General features: G+C 41.6%; 18 protein-coding genes and 1 pseudogene. 14 read left to right on the forward strand and 5 right to left on the reverse strand.

Going from position 1 to position 15,121, the window contains the following annotated elements; translation table 11 throughout:
• Nucleotides 1-157: 157 nt before the first annotated feature.
• Nucleotides 158-541 (forward strand): annotated as a pseudogene (locus GFC30_RS06315) (oxidoreductase); the annotation flags it as partial.
• Between the two features lie 26 nt (nt 542-567).
• Here the strand turns inward: GFC30_RS06315 and GFC30_RS16470 are convergent.
• Entirely contained in the window at nt 568-744 is a 177-nt protein-coding gene (locus GFC30_RS16470) for a YkvS family protein (RefSeq protein WP_084256221.1), read from the reverse strand.
• A gap of 299 nt (nt 745-1,043) precedes the next feature.
• On the opposite strand from GFC30_RS16470, the gene GFC30_RS06320 reads away from it, so the two are divergent.
• Nucleotides 1,044-1,535 (forward strand): sigma-70 family RNA polymerase sigma factor, encoded by a 492-nt coding sequence (locus GFC30_RS06320; RefSeq protein ID WP_066323397.1) that lies wholly within the window; start codon nt 1,044-1,046, stop codon nt 1,533-1,535.
• Here the strand turns inward: GFC30_RS06320 and GFC30_RS06325 are convergent.
• Nucleotides 1,532-1,726, reverse strand: a complete 195-nt coding sequence (locus GFC30_RS06325) for a hypothetical protein (protein ID WP_066323398.1) — start codon at nt 1,724-1,726, stop codon at nt 1,532-1,534. The two genes, GFC30_RS06320 and GFC30_RS06325, sit on opposite strands and share 4 nt — an antisense overlap.
• Before the next feature lie 162 nt (nt 1,727-1,888).
• Between GFC30_RS06325 and GFC30_RS06330 the strand changes: the two genes are divergently transcribed.
• Nucleotides 1,889-2,275, forward strand: a complete 387-nt coding sequence (locus GFC30_RS06330; RefSeq protein WP_066323399.1) for a hypothetical protein — start codon at nt 1,889-1,891, stop codon at nt 2,273-2,275.
• 32 nt (nt 2,276-2,307) lie between these two features.
• Here the strand turns inward: GFC30_RS06330 and GFC30_RS17175 are convergent, their stop codons facing one another.
• Nucleotides 2,308-2,445 (reverse strand): hypothetical protein, encoded by a 138-nt coding sequence (locus tag GFC30_RS17175; RefSeq protein WP_169806996.1) that lies wholly within the window; start codon nt 2,443-2,445, stop codon nt 2,308-2,310.
• A gap of 166 nt (nt 2,446-2,611) precedes the next feature.
• On the opposite strand from GFC30_RS17175, the gene GFC30_RS06335 reads away from it, so the two are divergent.
• Together GFC30_RS06335 and GFC30_RS06340 are read left to right on the forward strand one after the other, a co-directional pair.
• The gene (locus GFC30_RS06335; RefSeq protein WP_066323400.1) at nt 2,612-2,857 is read left to right on the forward strand and encodes a YueH family protein; all 246 of its coding nucleotides are present in this window, start codon (nt 2,612-2,614) and stop codon (nt 2,855-2,857) included.
• Between the two features lie 86 nt (nt 2,858-2,943).
• On the forward strand, nt 2,944-4,215 hold the full coding sequence (locus tag GFC30_RS06340) for an ATP-binding protein (RefSeq protein WP_066323401.1): 1,272 nt from the start codon (nt 2,944-2,946) through the stop codon (nt 4,213-4,215).
• Between the two features lie 15 nt (nt 4,216-4,230).
• Here GFC30_RS06340 and GFC30_RS06345 read toward each other — a convergent pair whose 3' ends face one another.
• Nucleotides 4,231-4,866, reverse strand: a complete 636-nt coding sequence (locus GFC30_RS06345) for a nitroreductase family protein (protein ID WP_066323402.1) — start codon at nt 4,864-4,866, stop codon at nt 4,231-4,233.
• 188 nt (nt 4,867-5,054) lie between these two features.
• Here GFC30_RS06345 and GFC30_RS06350 point away from each other — a divergent pair, with 188 nt between their 5' ends.
• From GFC30_RS06350 to GFC30_RS06370, 5 genes are all read left to right on the forward strand, one after another.
• Nucleotides 5,055-5,273 (forward strand): DUF1659 domain-containing protein, encoded by a 219-nt coding sequence (locus tag GFC30_RS06350; protein WP_066323403.1) that lies wholly within the window; start codon nt 5,055-5,057, stop codon nt 5,271-5,273.
• A gap of 17 nt (nt 5,274-5,290) precedes the next feature.
• Nucleotides 5,291-5,509: a DUF2922 domain-containing protein gene (locus GFC30_RS06355; RefSeq protein ID WP_066323404.1), complete on the forward strand. Its 219-nt coding sequence runs from the start codon at nt 5,291-5,293 to the stop codon at nt 5,507-5,509.
• Nucleotides 5,510-5,560: 51 nt separating this feature from the next.
• Nucleotides 5,561-5,716, forward strand: coding sequence for a YvrJ family protein (locus GFC30_RS06360; RefSeq protein WP_066327182.1), 156 nt, complete (start codon nt 5,561-5,563; stop codon nt 5,714-5,716).
• A gap of 132 nt (nt 5,717-5,848) precedes the next feature.
• Entirely contained in the window at nt 5,849-8,257 is a 2,409-nt protein-coding gene (locus GFC30_RS06365) for an EAL domain-containing protein (protein ID WP_066323405.1), read from the forward strand.
• A gap of 90 nt (nt 8,258-8,347) precedes the next feature.
• Nucleotides 8,348-9,493: a cation:proton antiporter gene (locus GFC30_RS06370; RefSeq protein ID WP_066323406.1), complete on the forward strand. Its 1,146-nt coding sequence runs from the start codon at nt 8,348-8,350 to the stop codon at nt 9,491-9,493.
• Between the two features lie 34 nt (nt 9,494-9,527).
• Here GFC30_RS06370 and GFC30_RS17585 read toward each other — a convergent pair whose 3' ends face one another.
• A complete protein-coding gene (locus tag GFC30_RS17585) occupies nt 9,528-9,653 on the reverse strand; it encodes a hypothetical protein (protein ID WP_274520107.1) in 126 nt (41 codons plus the stop codon).
• Between the two features lie 157 nt (nt 9,654-9,810).
• Between GFC30_RS17585 and glcT the strand changes: the two genes are divergently transcribed.
• The 4 genes from glcT to ptsP all read left to right on the forward strand — a co-directional run bounded on the left by glcT (nt 9,811) and on the right by ptsP (nt 15,006).
• Nucleotides 9,811-10,656, forward strand: coding sequence for a glucose PTS transporter transcription antiterminator GlcT (glcT, locus tag GFC30_RS06375; protein ID WP_066323407.1), 846 nt, complete (start codon nt 9,811-9,813; stop codon nt 10,654-10,656).
• Between the two features lie 241 nt (nt 10,657-10,897).
• A complete protein-coding gene (gene ptsG, locus GFC30_RS06380) occupies nt 10,898-12,907 on the forward strand; it encodes a glucose-specific PTS transporter subunit IIBC (RefSeq protein ID WP_066323408.1) in 2,010 nt (669 codons plus the stop codon).
• 114 nt (nt 12,908-13,021) lie between these two features.
• Nucleotides 13,022-13,288, forward strand: coding sequence for a phosphocarrier protein HPr (locus GFC30_RS06385; RefSeq protein ID WP_066323409.1), 267 nt, complete (start codon nt 13,022-13,024; stop codon nt 13,286-13,288).
• Nucleotides 13,288-15,006: a phosphoenolpyruvate--protein phosphotransferase gene (ptsP, locus tag GFC30_RS06390; RefSeq protein ID WP_066323410.1), complete on the forward strand. Its 1,719-nt coding sequence runs from the start codon at nt 13,288-13,290 to the stop codon at nt 15,004-15,006. Before GFC30_RS06385 ends, ptsP begins: the two co-directional genes overlap by 1 nt.
• The last annotated feature ends 115 nt before the right edge of the window (nt 15,007-15,121 follow it).

Consider the following 15,121-nt stretch of genomic DNA (forward strand, 5'->3'; position numbering starts at 1 on the left):
GTGTGGTCGGGGTGCCGTCAACCACCCTCATGCAACCCCACGCGAAGGAAGGAGATTGATGCCCGCTTGCACTTCTGGGGAGTTGCAAGCCCTCACTTCAAGCGTTAGCTAAGTGGGGGTAGTTGACAAAAAAGTAGTAGTTTTTTCTCGAAACTTATATACAATGCGGGCAGCAACGCTCGCAGAAAAGTGCCATGTGCAAAGTTTTTTAACGGTTTCTGCCATCGGAGTCGATCCGCATTCACCGTTTTTCTATAACCGCGTTAAAGGAGAAACAGAAGAAGCGTTGCAGCGATTAGCAATCCCATCGCTTCGTATTTTTCGCCCATCGCTATTGCTTGGCAAGCGGTAAGAATTTCGCCTTGCGGAAAAAACAGCGGAATTCGTGCTCGGACGCCTGCCGTTTTTATTTATCGGCAAATGGCGCAAATATAAGCCGGTTGAAGCAAAACAAGTCGCGCGTGCCATGATTCATGTGGCGACCGCTTGCCGAAAAGGAATTTATATTTATGAATCAGACGAGGTTGAAGCGCTTGTATAAAAACCGACCGCGGCCGCGGTCGGTTTTTACTTAATAATTTTATAATTTTTATGGTTAACGACCGTTCGTTCTTGCAAATCTAACTCCTTGTAGTTTTCCATATATGTTAAATCTACGATGACGGAGTTTTCGTTCACTTTCTCCACAACACCACGCAATCCGTTTTTAAACTCAATAATGTTGCCCACTTCTGCTTTTTCCATTTTTACTCTCCTTTACATCGTATTTGTTATAGTTTGCCTCATTTTGCTGGGAAAGTAAAGCCTCTTTTTTCCTATGTTTATAAAAAAAGCGGATACATATGTGTTGAAAAATAATGGGGAATTGCTAATTTCCGTACAAACGGTGCTAAAAATAAGGTGCTTTTCACACGCATATTGCTTATTTTTCCTCGATTGATTGTCCGTTTTCCTCATTCGTGCATTCGACGAAAAACGAAAGATTTTTTATTGTAATATTACCGCGGAATATACGAAAGCGCGCTTTCAGAAAGGGTTTAGACGTGAAGTTTGAACAAGTAGTGGAAGCGTACAAACCGATGATTGTAAGTATAATGAAAAAGTTACATCTAACGAACGAATGGGATGAATACTACCAAATTGGGCTCATTGCGTTATGGGAAGCTTCGCAGCAATTCGATCCGGAAAAGGGGAGTTTTTCTTCATTTGCGTATAAAAAAATGTACTGGGCGATGGTGTCACACCTACGAAAACAATTACGGACAAAGGAATGTGCGCTGACAGATGAGATGATGCATATGCTTCCAGCGATGATGCCGAATGAAGATCGGATAGTGGTGGAAGACATGCTAAATGAATTAACCGAACGGCAACGGAAATGGGTAGTTGGCTATGTAATCGAACAGAAATCGCTCAAAACAATTGCCGAAGAAGAAGGTGTTCCGATTGGAACGATAAAACAGTGGCGCATTTCGGCGTTAAAAAAGCTGCGAAACAGCTACGCTAGCCCCTCCGAACGCCTCGGAGGAAACTAGCTGCGCGGTTCTTTTAAATAATGATAAAGAACGTGTCCACCGTGCTGGGCGATACCGCGAAAATACTTAAAATCATCTCGTTTCACAAGCACCGAGCGAAATACGAGAAAATCCTCTTTTCTCACAAACAGCTCAACAATCTTTCCATGACGTAAATCGTCTAACAGTTTAGCTGCCATTGATTCATCCATCTTGCTCACCTCAACGATGCCTTTTACCTTTATTGTACCGAAATTACTATCTAGGATAAACACCCATTTTCCGTGCGGGCAAACACCCTTTGCTTGTTTATTCATACAATATGGTGGGTATGTTTCACACATACTTAACAACGAAAGGAAAGGGAGAGAAAGATGAATCAATGGAATCCATATATGAACCAACCGTATAATGAGGGATATGATGTTGACGAGATGATGCGCCACCATGACAACAATGCACCGGCGTTGCCGATGATGCCAACGGCGCAAATGCCAACTACCCATTCCCATAGTTCTCCTTGTGGCTGTCATTCGATGCCGATGTGGGGTTCCCCATCAATGATGGGTGGAATGTATCCGATGGGGGAGATGGGGATGATGCCTTCAAGTACAGGAATGCCAATGATGCCAGGCTCCATGGGGTATCCTTATCCAATGCCGAGTACGCCGATGCAAATGCCTACAGGACAGATGGCTCCATACGGACCAGGCTACTACGGAATGCCGTCATTCCCATATGGATATTACCAAAATCGTTAAAAACGAAACCTGCGGCTTTATAGCCGCAGGTCTTATTTATTCATTGATTCGATAATCCCTTGGATTACACTAATGTCGTTGGTGATGAGAAAGACCGGAAGCAATATGAGAACGACGATCACCGTTACGTAAGATGTAATCGTGTTTTTAAAAATTTTACCAATTCCCATTTTTATCACTTCCTTTTCCTTTTTTTTATTGTCACATTTTTGTCACAATTAGTCAATATTTTTTAAAATTCTTTCTATTTAGATAAGGAAAATTTTTCGTTTGAACGTTTTGTAAAATTTTGATAAAATAAAACCACAATTTTGTAGCTATTGAAGAGGTGGAAAGGTGAAAATAAGGAAGGCGAACGTGTTAGACGAGCGGAAAACAACAAATGTATATATTTACGAAAATAAAAAAGAAGAATATATCGTGATTGCTGTTCCGGACTTAGAGTGGTCGTACACTGTCTGCTATGAAGAAGAAACGGAAGCATTGCGGACGAAATTATTGACATCGCTTCGGAAGATAATAACGGAAGAGCAGGCAACGCCATTTGTGGACAAGTTGTTATATTGGGTCCGTGAAATGTAATACGTATGCCGCAGAATAAGGCGGTGGAGCACAAAAGCTTCGCCGCTTTTCAATTATCGAGTTAATGTTAGGAGTTCGATGGAAAGGTGTTCAAAAAGCAGAAAGCGGTCGTTGTGTATCTTTTATTTAGCGTATGCTGGATTGTGGTGACAGATTTATGGTTGCAAATGTTTCAGATAGATGATTATACACAAATAATGATCAGCATCGGAAAAGGAGGGCTGTTTGTCTTATTATCTGCTGTTTTTCTTTATCGAATGATGGAAAAAAGCGAACAGCTGAGAAAAACAGTAGAAGATGAACAACAGCTATCGGCGCTCATTAATTCAATGCCTGATTTCGTTTGTTTTAAAGACAGGGAAGGCCGTTGGTTGCGCGTTAATGACTTTGGAAGGAAACTGTATCATCTTGAAAATGTTGATTATTATGGAAAAACGGATCTTGATCTCGGAGAAATGGTCCCGTTTTTTAAAGAAGCGTTCGCCTATTGTATAAAAACGGACGAGGAAACATGGCAAAAAGGGACGATGACGCGTGCGCAAGAATCGTTTATGGTGCCGAGCGGGGAAATGAAAACGTTCGATGTCATTAAAGTCCCTCTATTTGACGAAAATGGGGAGCGAAAAGGATTGTTAACAATCGGGCGGGATATTACACAACAAAAAGTTGCAGAAGAACTGTTGTTGAAAAAAGAAAAATTGTCGGTGCTTGGGGAATTGGCGGCCGGCATCGCCCATGAAATACGCAATCCACTTACATCCATTAAAGGCTTTATGCAAATGATGAAACAAACACGAGAAGCGAAAGAAGTGTATATCGATATCGTGTTAGATGAATTAGAGCGAATAAACCATATTGTTAGTGAATTGCTTGTTCTTGCAAAGCCACAAAATCATTGCTATAAGCCGTTTCCGCTCAGCAGTGCCCTTGACTACGTTGTTCAGTTAATTACTCATGAAGCGTTGTTAAACGATGTGGACATTTCCATGAAAAACGATGCTCCTAACGCTGTTATTTATGGAGAAAAAAATCAAATGATTCAAGTGTTCATTAATATTGTAAAAAACGCCATTGAAGCAATGCCAAAAGGTGGAAGGTTAGCGCTGCGAACTTGGCAAGAAGGCGATAACGTGCATGTAACGATCGCTGATACTGGAGTAGGTATTTCGAAAGAGCGCCTAGAAAAAATTGGAGAACCGTTTTTTACGTTAAAAGAAAAAGGGATGGGACTTGGGTTAACGACAAGTACAAAAATTATTCATGAACATAAGGGAACGATAAAAATTGATAGCGAAGTCGGAAAAGGAACGATAGTGCACGTATCGTTGCCGATATATAAAGAGGCGAGCCGAAAGTAGGCCGCCTCTTTTTTCTTATTCAACGACCCATGTCGTCGTTGCTTCGACTGGAAGGCGAGTCGAGCGATGAGCTGGAGCGCTGCTTTTTCCAATCGTAATGAGCATGACGGGGATGTAGCGGCTCGGTATTTGAAATTCTGCTACGAATTTTTCTGCATCGAAGCCACCAATTGGGCATGTGCTCCATCCTTTCGCAGTTGCGGCAAGCATAAGTTGCATCGCTGCGAGGGAAGCGTTGCTCAATGCTGCATCGCGAGCATATTGTTTGTTTTTATACGCTGTTTCGATTTGTTGCGCTAACGTTTCTTTCACTTCTTTTGTGATTGCCCCCATTTGCACAAGCTGGTCATATACTGCGTCGGTGTTCTGGTTTGCTTCCAAATCTCCTAAAATGGCGATGACAGCAGAAGCGTCGACAATTTGCTGTTGGTTGTATGCGATAGGAAGAAGCCGTTGCTGCGCTTCTTTTCCATGGATGACCAAAAAATGCCAATGTTGCAAATTCCACGCAGAAGGTGCTTTCCCTGCAATTTCAATGATTTCTGCCAATTCCTCTTTGCTGATTATAACGTCCGGATTGTATTTGCGAATGGATTGTCGCTCGTTTACTACCGTTAAAAAATCTTTTGTTGTTATTGTTGAGGTTACCATAGTTACTACCCCCTATTTTGTATATTTATTAAATTAACTAACTTTTAGTAAGTTAATTGTTTTTATTGTAAAGTTACTATTACCGTTTGTCAAATGATTTACTCCAGAAGGTTTTAGGAAAAATCTTTACACTAACCTACCCTTTTTCTTTTTTTCTTCGATAGTATAGGCGAAAGGAGGTGAACGAGATGGCACAATCACTCATTCAGCAATCACAATTGCGGCTCGTTTTTGAAGTAGGCACAGACGAAGCAGGGAAGCCAATGTACCGTCGCAAAAGCTTTAATAACATGAAGGTAACAGCAACGCCAGAGCAGCTGCTTGCGGTTTCACAAGCTCTTGCTTCATTGCAGACTTATCCACTTGCACAAATTGAGCGAAGTGATATGCATTTCATTACAAACTAATAAAGGGGGAGCAGGACATGGAGAAAACGCTAGAACTACAATTTTTGAACCTGCAAGGGAAACCGGTTCGTATCGTTATTGAGAACCCAATCGATCCGGTCAACGCAAAGCAAGTATCTGCCGTAATGGACACTATTATTGCCGCCAACATTTTCACATCAAGCGGTGGAGATTTAGTCACAAAGCAAGGGGCGCGGTTGTTGCAACGCGACGTGACCGAAGTTGCATTAACATAAGAAGGGGGCCAGTTTTGCTGGCCCTTTACTTACAAAAGCGAGGCGATTATGGTGGAAACGTATCTTTCATTTATTTCTGACGTCGGTTTTCCGATTGTTGTCACATTTTATTTATTGTATCGAATTGAAGCAAAGTTAGATGGGGTGATTGATTCGATTCAACGTTTACCGCAACAGTTGTTTGAACAGTTGAAGCAAACAGAGTAGAAGAAAAACCTTATTCTTCCATCGGGGGGATAAGGTTTTTTTGCTGGAGCTTATTAAAACTTTTACTTTTCTGCCGAAATATATAATAGAGAACGTCTGGCAACGTGAGATTAACTTAAAGGAATGAGTTAGATGGAACAAAATCAGTTTGTACAAAAACTATTAGCGGATGAACAATTGCTATTTACTGTTATGGAGCAATTATTTGATATTATTTTTTTCATGAAAGTAGAAGCGGAATCGCGGTTTCGCTATGTTCATGTCAGTCCGAAGGCACTTGATTTAGCAGGTCTAACAGAAGAAGATATAGGGAAATGCATTGATGATATTTATCCGAAAATGATAGCAGACCATTTAAATTCCCAGTACCGTAAAGTAGTGGAAACGAAATCGATTGTGACGTACCGCGATCAAATGAACATTGCCGGTGAATATCGCGTCGGCGAATCGACCTTACTCCCAATTTTCGATCGACAAGGGGAGGTGCTATATGTCCTTTCGTTTACGCGAGATATTACAGAGACGGTAAAACGCGAAGAGCAGTTTACAGAAATTCATCAACTGTTTCACTTATTGTTTGCTCATTCGCATGATGCGTTAGTTATGTTTGATTTAACGGGGCGGATTTTGCAAGTAAACAAAGAAATTGAGCGGCTGTTAGGTTGGGAGAAAGAGAAAATTTGCTCGCAAAATATTTTTCGAATTTTTCCGGAATATCGTTCGAAGTTTGAACAAAGTTTAATGCAGCTTAGCAAAGGGGAAAGTTTAACATCAGTATGGATGTCGCTACCACACCAAACTGGTGCAAAAGTGTATGTTTCGGCGAACGTGATGCCCGTTTTTGACCAAAACGGTCGCGTTGTCGCTGGGTTAGCGATGCTAAGAGATTTCACCGATTTAGTCACTGTGAAAGAACGTCTCCGCCAAAGCGAAGAACTGTATCGAAAAGTAGTTGAATTTCTCCCTGATATGATCGTCATTCAAGTCGATGGCGATATTACGTATATAAATTCAGCTGGGCTTCGCATGATCAAAGCGAAACAACTATATGAAGTAGAAGGAAAACCATTACATTTCTTTTTGCAACAAATCGACCATCAAGAATGGGTGTTAACAGCGCTCGACGGAAGTCGGAAAGAAGTGAATGTACGAGAAATGACGATTCCGTATTATACCCATGAAGCGAAATTTCTCGTCATTCGCGACGTTTCCGAGCAAAAAAGCATCGAGAAAGAAATGGAATATATGGCGCAATATGATGTATTGACAGGTCTTTACAACCGACAATATTTACGAGAAAAATTGAATGAGTTGCTGTTAAATTATACAGGGTTAGCTGTGTTGCTTATCGATATTCACCGGTTTAAATTTATTAACGACTTCCTCGGCCATGCAAACGGTGATGAATTGTTGCGCCAAGTAGCAAGGCGGTTAAAAGGGATTGAGTCGGAGCGGACGATGTTAGCGCGAGTGAGCGATGACGAGTTTGTTGTTGCATGTATTTATGAGCAAGAACAAGAACTGAAAACATTGCTAGAAAAATTAGACCGACTGCTACAAGAACCCTATTTTATTGCTGGGGAAAAGCTGAACATTACGACAAATATCGGAATAAGTTATGCATGTGATGCAAATTTGTCTGTGGAAACGTTATTAAGCAATGCCGATAAAGCCGTGTATTATTCGAAAATGAATGGGACAAATCGTATCGTAGAATACGAAGCACATATGCAAGATATTTTTGTAAAAAAAATTCGCTTAGAAAATGATTTGCAAATAGCGATTGAAAAAGAAGAACTGTCGCTTCACTATCAACCGAAAGTAAATATTTCTTTAGGAACAATTAGCCTTGAAGCGCTTGTTCGATGGAACCATCCGCAGTTTGGGATGATTAGCCCAGCGGAGTTTATTCCAATTGCGGAAGAAACAAATATGATTCATGATATCGGTCGATGGGTGTTGAGGCAAGCGTGCCGCGATTTGAAAAAGTTGCAGCAGGCTGGTTTTTACGATATAAAAATGGCAGTGAATCTATCCGCAAGGCAATTTTTGGACAAACAGCTTGAAAGTGTCGTGTCGAATATTTTTACAAAAGAGCAAACAAGTCCGTCTTTTTTCGTGTTTGAAATTACGGAAACTGCGATTATGAAAGAGCCAGCGGAAGTAGTGCCCGTTTTGCAAAAGTTGAAGCAACGGGGCATTACCATTGCCATTGATGATTTTGGCGTTAGCTATTCGTCGCTTAATTATTTGAATCGCTTTCCGATTGATGCAGTGAAAATTGATCGGTCGTTCATTCGCAATATTAGCGACAATCAAAAAGGCGAAGAAATTGTCCGGGCGATTATTTCTCTTGCCCATCAACTGCATTTATTTGTCACTGCAGAAGGGGTGGAAACAGAGGAACAAGTTCGTTTTCTTTTAGAAAAAGGCTGCGAAGAAATGCAAGGATATTACTTCAGCCGTCCAGTACCGTTGGAACAATTACCAAGTGTATTGGAAAATGTGCAGTCACTCATTGGGAGATGGAGAAACAAGTAACGAGGGGCAGACAACGCCTCTTTTTTTTTTTTGAAACTTTTGTCCAATCTATACGTATATACAAATAGTTCATTAAAAGGGGCGTGGGCGATGTTTATTTTACAACTGGCTGCAATTTTATTTGCGTCGAAAATTGCTGGAGATATAAGTGTTCGGCTCGGACAGCCGGCGGTATTAGGAAAATTATTAATTGGCATTGTGCTTGGTCCGACGGTTCTTGGGATCGTTAACGATACAGAAATTTTAAAAGAAGTGAGCCAAATCGGAGTTATTTTATTAATGTTTATTGCTGGGTTAGAAACGGATATGAATGAGTTTAAACGGACGGGGAAAGCGGCGACGTTTGTCGGTGTGCTCGGCATTGTTGTGCCGTTATCGGTAGGATATGTTGCCGGGACGGTAATCGGGTTAACACATATCCAAGCGGTTTTTCTTGGTCTTTTATTGTCTGCGACAAGCGTTAGCATTTCTGTTCAAGTGTTAAAGGAAATGAATCAATTGCAGTCAAAAGAAGGTTCGACTATTTTAGGGGCAGCTGTGATCGATGATATTGTTGTCATCGTTAGTTTAGCTTTTTTAATGAGTGTTGCAGGAAGTGATGTCGCGCTAGGAACGGTCATTTTGAAAAAAGTTGTCTTTTTTGCATTAGCAATTTTCGTTGCGTGGAAATTAATTCCTGTTGTATTACGTTTGTTTGCTCCGCTACGTGTGGATGAGGCAATTATTTCCGCTGGTTTAATTATTTGTTTTTCATTTGCATATTTTGCCGAGGCAACAGGGGTTGCCTCGATTATTGGAGCGTATATCGCTGGGCTAGGCGTTAGTTTTACGGATTATAAAAAAGAAATTTCTCATAAAGTAGAAACGATTAGCTACTCTATTTTTGTTCCGGTCTTTTTCACGTCCATTGGGGTTGCTGTTGAACTTTCGGGAGTTGGACGGCATTTGTGGCTCATCGCTACATTAAGCATGCTGGCTATTTTAACGAAACTTGTTGGCGCTTCGTTCGGCGCAAAGCTAGCAGGGGTTCCGTGGAGACCTGCACTTGCTATTGGAGCAGGCATGGTTTCTCGTGGGGAAGTAGCACTCATTATTGCAGGGATTGGCTTAGAGGCGAAGTTGTTAACTGCCGATTTATTTTCCTCTATTGTTGTCGTTGTGCTTGTCACGACGCTTGTTACTCCACCGTTGTTAAAAATGCTGTTTAAAGAAGAAGTTGTTAAGCGAATTGCTTGAAATTGAAAAAAGGGTGTGAAATCACCCTTTTTCGCTAGGAACGGTTTTTCTTTGCTTGCTTTGCGTCAACGCTTTCTTTCGCGATTTCTGCTTCTGCTTTCGATACAGTAGGATTGGCAACTTCTTCGCTCACTTTATTTTGTCTCCCTTTTTTCGCCATTATCTTTCCTCCTTTCCTAATTACTTTCAAATAGTATAAGCATAGCAACAAAAAATATATGCATCAAGTTTGTACGTTTTTCGCCATTGACGAATGAGAAATCGTTGCGTAAGATGATAGTATTGTGTAAACGTTTAAATCGAAGGAGTTGGGCGTTGTGAGCAAGTCCTTTCGCGTCGAAAAAGCGCTAAACAATAACGTCTTAATAGCCTCACACCCAGAGTATGATGAGGTTGTGTTACTAGGGAAAGGAATCGGGTTCGGCAAGAAAAAAGGAGACATTATCGAACAAAGCGCGGTAGAAAAATGGTTTATTTTAAAAAACGAACGAGAACAAGAACAATATAAGAAGTTGCTGCCAGAGCTGGACGAAGAGTTCATTGGGGTCATGAACGAAATTATGCAGCATATTAAAAAACGTGTAAACGCACCGCTTAATGAACATATCCATGTTGCGCTAACTGACCACATTTCGTTTACGATAAAACGAATGGAACAAGGACTTGATTTGAAAAATCCATTTTTGCTGGAAACGAAAAGCTTATACCCGCTAGAATATCAAATTGCTCAAGAAGTTGTCGACATGATTAAGGAAAAACTGCACGTCCAATTGCCAGAAGGAGAAGCTGGATTCATTGCATTGCATATCCATAGTGGTATTTCCCGGCAAAGCCTTGCGGAAGTGAATCAACATTCTCAGTTAATTGCAAAACTCGTTACGATCGTCGAAGAGCAGCTCGACATTACGATTGACCGCGAAAGCATTCATTATTTAAGGTTTATCCGCCATTTACGTTATGCCATTGAACGGGTGAAAAACGGAGAGCGTGTCGAAGAGCCGAGAAAATTGCTAAAAGTATTGAAAGAGGAATATCCCCTATGCTATAATGTTGCATGGAAGCTAGTGAAAGTGATGCAACAAACGTTGCAAATGCCCGTAGATGAGGCAGAAGCAGTTTATTTAACGATGCATTTGCAAAGGCTTGCAAAAAAAAGTGGATAACGGTTTTATCTTTACGTGTTACTGATTCGATCAGGCATGAGTAAAGGAGAAAAGATAGAACAAGTAGTAAAAAGGAGTTTTCCTTTTTATTGTAAGCGTTCTATTGTATTCTTCTTATGCTCATGCCTTTTGTTTTTCCTATACTTTGTAAATGCTTACAATCGTCGGATATCTGGCGGTTGTAATAAAAAAGATGAAAAAAACGTTTGTTGCAAATTTTATAAAAAAGGAGGAACAAGTAATGAAAAAGGCGTTTGGTACGTTGCAAAAAGTCGGTAAGGCGCTTATGCTTCCTGTGGCGATTTTGCCGGCAGCAGGTATTTTACTCGCATTTGGTAACGCCCTGCAAAATCCGGCGTTAACGGACAAACTTCCAGCATTAAAGGCAGCTTGGGTTGTGATGATTGCAAAAGTAATGGAACAAGCCGGGGGTGTCGTATTCTCTAACCTTTCGCTACTCTTTGCAGTAGGGGTAGCAATCGGTTTGGCTAGTGGTGAAGGAGTTGCCGGATTAGCAGCTATTATCGGTTATTTAATTATGAACATCACAATGAGTGTGGTGCTAGGAGTAACCGCAGATCAAATTGGGAAAGACCTATCATTTGCCAATGTGTTAGGCATTCCAACGTTGCAAACAGGTGTCTTTGGCGGGATTATCGTTGGGATTATGGCGGCATATATGTACAATAAGTATTACAAAATTGAACTTCCCCAATATTTAGGTTTCTTTGCTGGAAAGCGTTTCGTACCGATCGTGACAGCAGCATCTGCTGTTGTGCTTGGGATCGTGATGACATGGGTGTGGCCACCGATTCAACACGGGCTAAATGCATTCTCACATAATATGATCGATGCAAACAAGCCGTTAGCTGCATTCGTTTTCGGGGTCATTGAGCGTGCATTAATTCCGTTTGGATTGCACCATATTTTCTACGCACCGTTCTGGTTTGAGTTTGGTGAGTATGTCAATAAAGCAGGGGAAGTCGTTCATGGCGCCCAGAAAATCTTCTTTGCTCAGTTAAAAGACGGAGTGCCGCTAACAGCGGGAACATTTATGACAGGAAAATTCCCGTTCATGATGTTCGGTCTTCCAGCAGCAGCGCTTGCGATTTATCATGAAGCGCGTCCAGAAAACAAAAAAGTAGTGGCTGGTATTATGGCTTCTGCCGCATTAACATCGTTCTTAACAGGGATTACAGAACCAATTGAGTTTTCGTTCTTATTCGTTGCACCAGCATTGTTTGCCATCCATACGATTTTTGCTGGACTATCATTTATGTTGATGCACCTCTTGAACGTGAAAATCGGGATGACGTTCTCCGGTGGGGTCATTGACTACTTATTATTCGGGGTATTGCCAAACCGCACCGCTTGGTGGCTCGTGATCCCAGTTGGGTTAGTATTTGCGGTGATTTACTACTTCGGTTTCCGCTTTGCGATTCGGAAATGGGATTTAGCAACTCCTGGACGTGAAAAAGCGGAAGAAACAACAGCAACGGCAGCTGCAGGAGCAGATGAATTACCGTACGAAATTTTAGCGGCGCTTGGCGGCAGAGAAAACATCGCGCATTTAGATGCGTGCATCACTCGTCTACGCGTATCTGTTAACGATATTCAACAAGTGGATAAAGATCGCTTAAAAGCATTAGGCGCAGCGGGTGTTCTTGAGGTTGGTAATAATGTACAAGCGATTTTTGGACCGAAATCGGATACACTAAAAAGCCAAATGAAAGACATTATGGAAGGTCGTGTGCCAGCGCGGGCGAAAGAAGAAACAAAAACAATAGTCGTAAGCACTGGAACAGAAAAAGTAGCAGCTCCTTTAACAGGGGAGGTATTGCCACTTTCAGAAGTACCAGATCAAGTATTTTCGCAAAAAATGATGGGAGACGGTTTTGCGATTATGCCGGCAGATGGGATGGTTGTTTCTCCTGTTGATGGAAAAATCGTGAACGTATTCCCAACAAAACACGCCATCGGAATTGAATCGAAAAACGGTCGAGAAATTTTAATTCACTTCGGTATTGATACGGTCAAATTGAACGGTCAAGGCTTTGAAACACTCGTTTCCCAAGGGGATGAAGTGAAAAAAGGTCAGCCATTACTAAAAGTGGATTTAGATTACGTGAAAAACAATGCGCCTTCTGTTATTACACCAATTATTTTTACTAACTTAAAGGCAAACGAAACCGTCAACATCGAAAAACTAGGTACGGTAACAAAAGGCGAAGATATTGTCAATGTTGGCTAATCGCTAACACATAGAGAAACGTCGCGTTTCTCTATGTGCCTTTTCCATTGAATGGGATGCAAATGTTTGTTATGATGACAACAAACCATATTGAAGAAAAGGAGATTGATGAACATGGTTGAGAAAATGTTTACAGTTACTGCTGATTCTGGAATTCACGCCCGTCCGGCGACATTGCTTGTACAGGCAGCAAGCAAATTTAATAGCGATATTCATTTAGAGTACAACGGTAAAAAAGTGAACTTAAAATCGATTATGGGTGTCATGTCTTTAGGTGTTCCAAAAGGGGCGCAAATTAAAATTACGGCAGAGGGTGCAGATGCAGCAGAAGCGATGGCAGCGTTAACGGAGACATTAGCAAAAGAGGGACTTGCGAAATAATGTCGAAACATCTTCAAGGTATTGCTGCATCGAGCGGTATCGCCATTGCCAAGGCGTACCGCTTGGAAACCCCTCATCTTGTTGTGGAGAAAAAGACAGTGACAGATGTTGAAGCGGAAATCGCGCGTTTTGACGAGGCAGTTGCAAAAGCAAAAACGGAATTGGAACAAATTAAAGACCGTGCGCTACAAACGTTAGGAGAAGATAAAGCGGCTATTTTCTCGGCGCATCTTCTCGTCTTAAGCGATCCGGAACTGTTAAATCCGATTAAAGAGAAAATCTCTTTAGAGCAAGTGAATGCAGAATATGCATTAGACGAAGTGGCATCGATGTTTGTTGCGATGTTCGAAGCGATGGATAACGAATATATGAAAGAACGCGCTGCTGACATTCGCGACGTAACAAAGCGGGTGCTTGCTCATTTGCTTGGAGTGACGATGTCAAATCCAAGCCTTATTTCCGAAGAAGTCGTTATTATTGCCGAAGATTTAACACCATCAGACACTGCCCAGCTAAATCGTCAATATGTAAAAGGATTTACGACCGACATTGGTGGGCGCACGTCTCACTCAGCGATTATGGCGCGCTCACTTGAAATCCCAGCTGTTGTCGGAACAAAAGTGGTGACGGAAGAAATCGAAAATGGTGATCTCGTCATTGTTGATGGCTTAGACGGTCGAATAGTGGTTAATCCTTCGGAAGAGGAATTAGCACAATATAATGAAAAACGCGCTCGTTTTGAGGCGCAAAAAGCAGAGTGGTCGAAATTAGTCCATGAACCTACCGTGACAAGCGATGGCTACCATGTTGAATTAGCCGCAAACATCGGAACGCCTGATGATGTAAAAGGTGTGCTAGCGAATGGCGCGGAAGGCATCGGATTATACCGCACAGAGTTTTTATACATGGGTCGTTCGGAATTGCCAACAGAAGAAGAACAGTTTATTGCTTATAAAACCGTATTGGAACGGATGGAAGGAAAGCCAGTTGTCGTCCGTACGCTTGATATTGGCGGCGACAAAGAACTTCCATATTTAGAACTTCCGAAAGAAATGAATCCATTTTTAGGATTCCGAGCAATCCGGCTATGTTTAGAAATGCAAGAAATGTTCCGCACGCAACTGCGGGCGCTGTTGCGTGCAAGCGTATATGGCAATTTAAAAATTATGTTTCCGATGATTGCCACCTTAGATGAATTTCGACAGGCAAAAGCGATTCTTTTAGAAGAAAAAGAAAAATTAGTACAAGCAGGTGTGCCAGTAGCAGAATTTGAGGTTGGAATGATGGTCGAAATCCCAGCGGCAGCAGTGCTTGCTGACCAATTTGCAAAAGAAGTCGATTTCTTCAGCATCGGAACAAATGATTTAATCCAATATACAATGGCTGCAGATCGGATGAACGAACGAGTATCATACCTTTATCAGCCTTACAATCCAGCCATTTTGCGATTGATTGCAAACGTCATCGATGCAGCGCATAAAGAAGGGAAATGGGCAGGGATGTGCGGTGAGATGGCTGGTGAAGAGGTAGCAATTCCGATTTTGCTCGGCTTAGGATTAGACGAATTCAGCATGAGTGCTACTTCTGTGTTGCGAGCTCGTTCGCAATTGAAAAAATTATCAAAAGAAGAAGCTGCTAGTTTGAAAGAAACGATTTTATCGATGAATACGGCCGAAGAAGTCGTTGCTTTTGTAAAACAAACGTTCCATATCGAATAAATGTAAAGCGGTGAAGATTCACCGCTTTACACGTTTACATAAGCTGTATGGTAGCTAAACTGTTGTCGAACGGTTAGTGAAATACCGGTGGCAATGGCACGCGTGATTTGAAGTG

The sequence above is a fragment of the Anoxybacillus amylolyticus genome (assembly GCF_001634285.1).
GTDB lineage: Bacteria > Bacillota > Bacilli > Bacillales > Anoxybacillaceae > Anoxybacteroides > Anoxybacteroides amylolyticum.

What these genes read in the sequence shown, in the direction of transcription:
- GFC30_RS06345 (WP_066323402.1), bottom strand. Translation starts at nt 4,866, where the DNA reads ATGGTAACCTCAACAATAACAACAAAAGATTTTTTAACGGTAGTAAAC.
- ptsG (WP_066323408.1), top strand. Translation starts at nt 10,898, where the DNA reads ATGAAAAAGGCGTTTGGTACGTTGCAAAAAGTCGGTAAGGCGCTTATG.
- ptsP (WP_066323410.1), top strand. Translation starts at nt 13,288, where the DNA reads ATGTCGAAACATCTTCAAGGTATTGCTGCATCGAGCGGTATCGCCATT.
- GFC30_RS06350 (WP_066323403.1), top strand. Translation starts at nt 5,055, where the DNA reads ATGGCACAATCACTCATTCAGCAATCACAATTGCGGCTCGTTTTTGAA.
- GFC30_RS17585 (WP_274520107.1), bottom strand. Translation starts at nt 9,653, where the DNA reads ATGGCGAAAAAAGGGAGACAAAATAAAGTGAGCGAAGAAGTTGCCAAT.
- GFC30_RS06355 (WP_066323404.1), top strand. Translation starts at nt 5,291, where the DNA reads ATGGAGAAAACGCTAGAACTACAATTTTTGAACCTGCAAGGGAAACCG.
- GFC30_RS06325 (WP_066323398.1), bottom strand. Translation starts at nt 1,726, where the DNA reads ATGGATGAATCAATGGCAGCTAAACTGTTAGACGATTTACGTCATGGA.
- GFC30_RS06385 (WP_066323409.1), top strand. Translation starts at nt 13,022, where the DNA reads ATGGTTGAGAAAATGTTTACAGTTACTGCTGATTCTGGAATTCACGCC.
- GFC30_RS16470 (WP_084256221.1), bottom strand. Translation starts at nt 744, where the DNA reads ATGGAAAAAGCAGAAGTGGGCAACATTATTGAGTTTAAAAACGGATTG.
- GFC30_RS06365 (WP_066323405.1), top strand. Translation starts at nt 5,849, where the DNA reads ATGGAACAAAATCAGTTTGTACAAAAACTATTAGCGGATGAACAATTG.
- GFC30_RS06330 (WP_066323399.1), top strand. Translation starts at nt 1,889, where the DNA reads ATGAATCAATGGAATCCATATATGAACCAACCGTATAATGAGGGATAT.
- GFC30_RS17175 (WP_169806996.1), bottom strand. Translation starts at nt 2,445, where the DNA reads ATGGGAATTGGTAAAATTTTTAAAAACACGATTACATCTTACGTAACG.
- GFC30_RS06370 (WP_066323406.1), top strand. Translation starts at nt 8,348, where the DNA reads ATGTTTATTTTACAACTGGCTGCAATTTTATTTGCGTCGAAAATTGCT.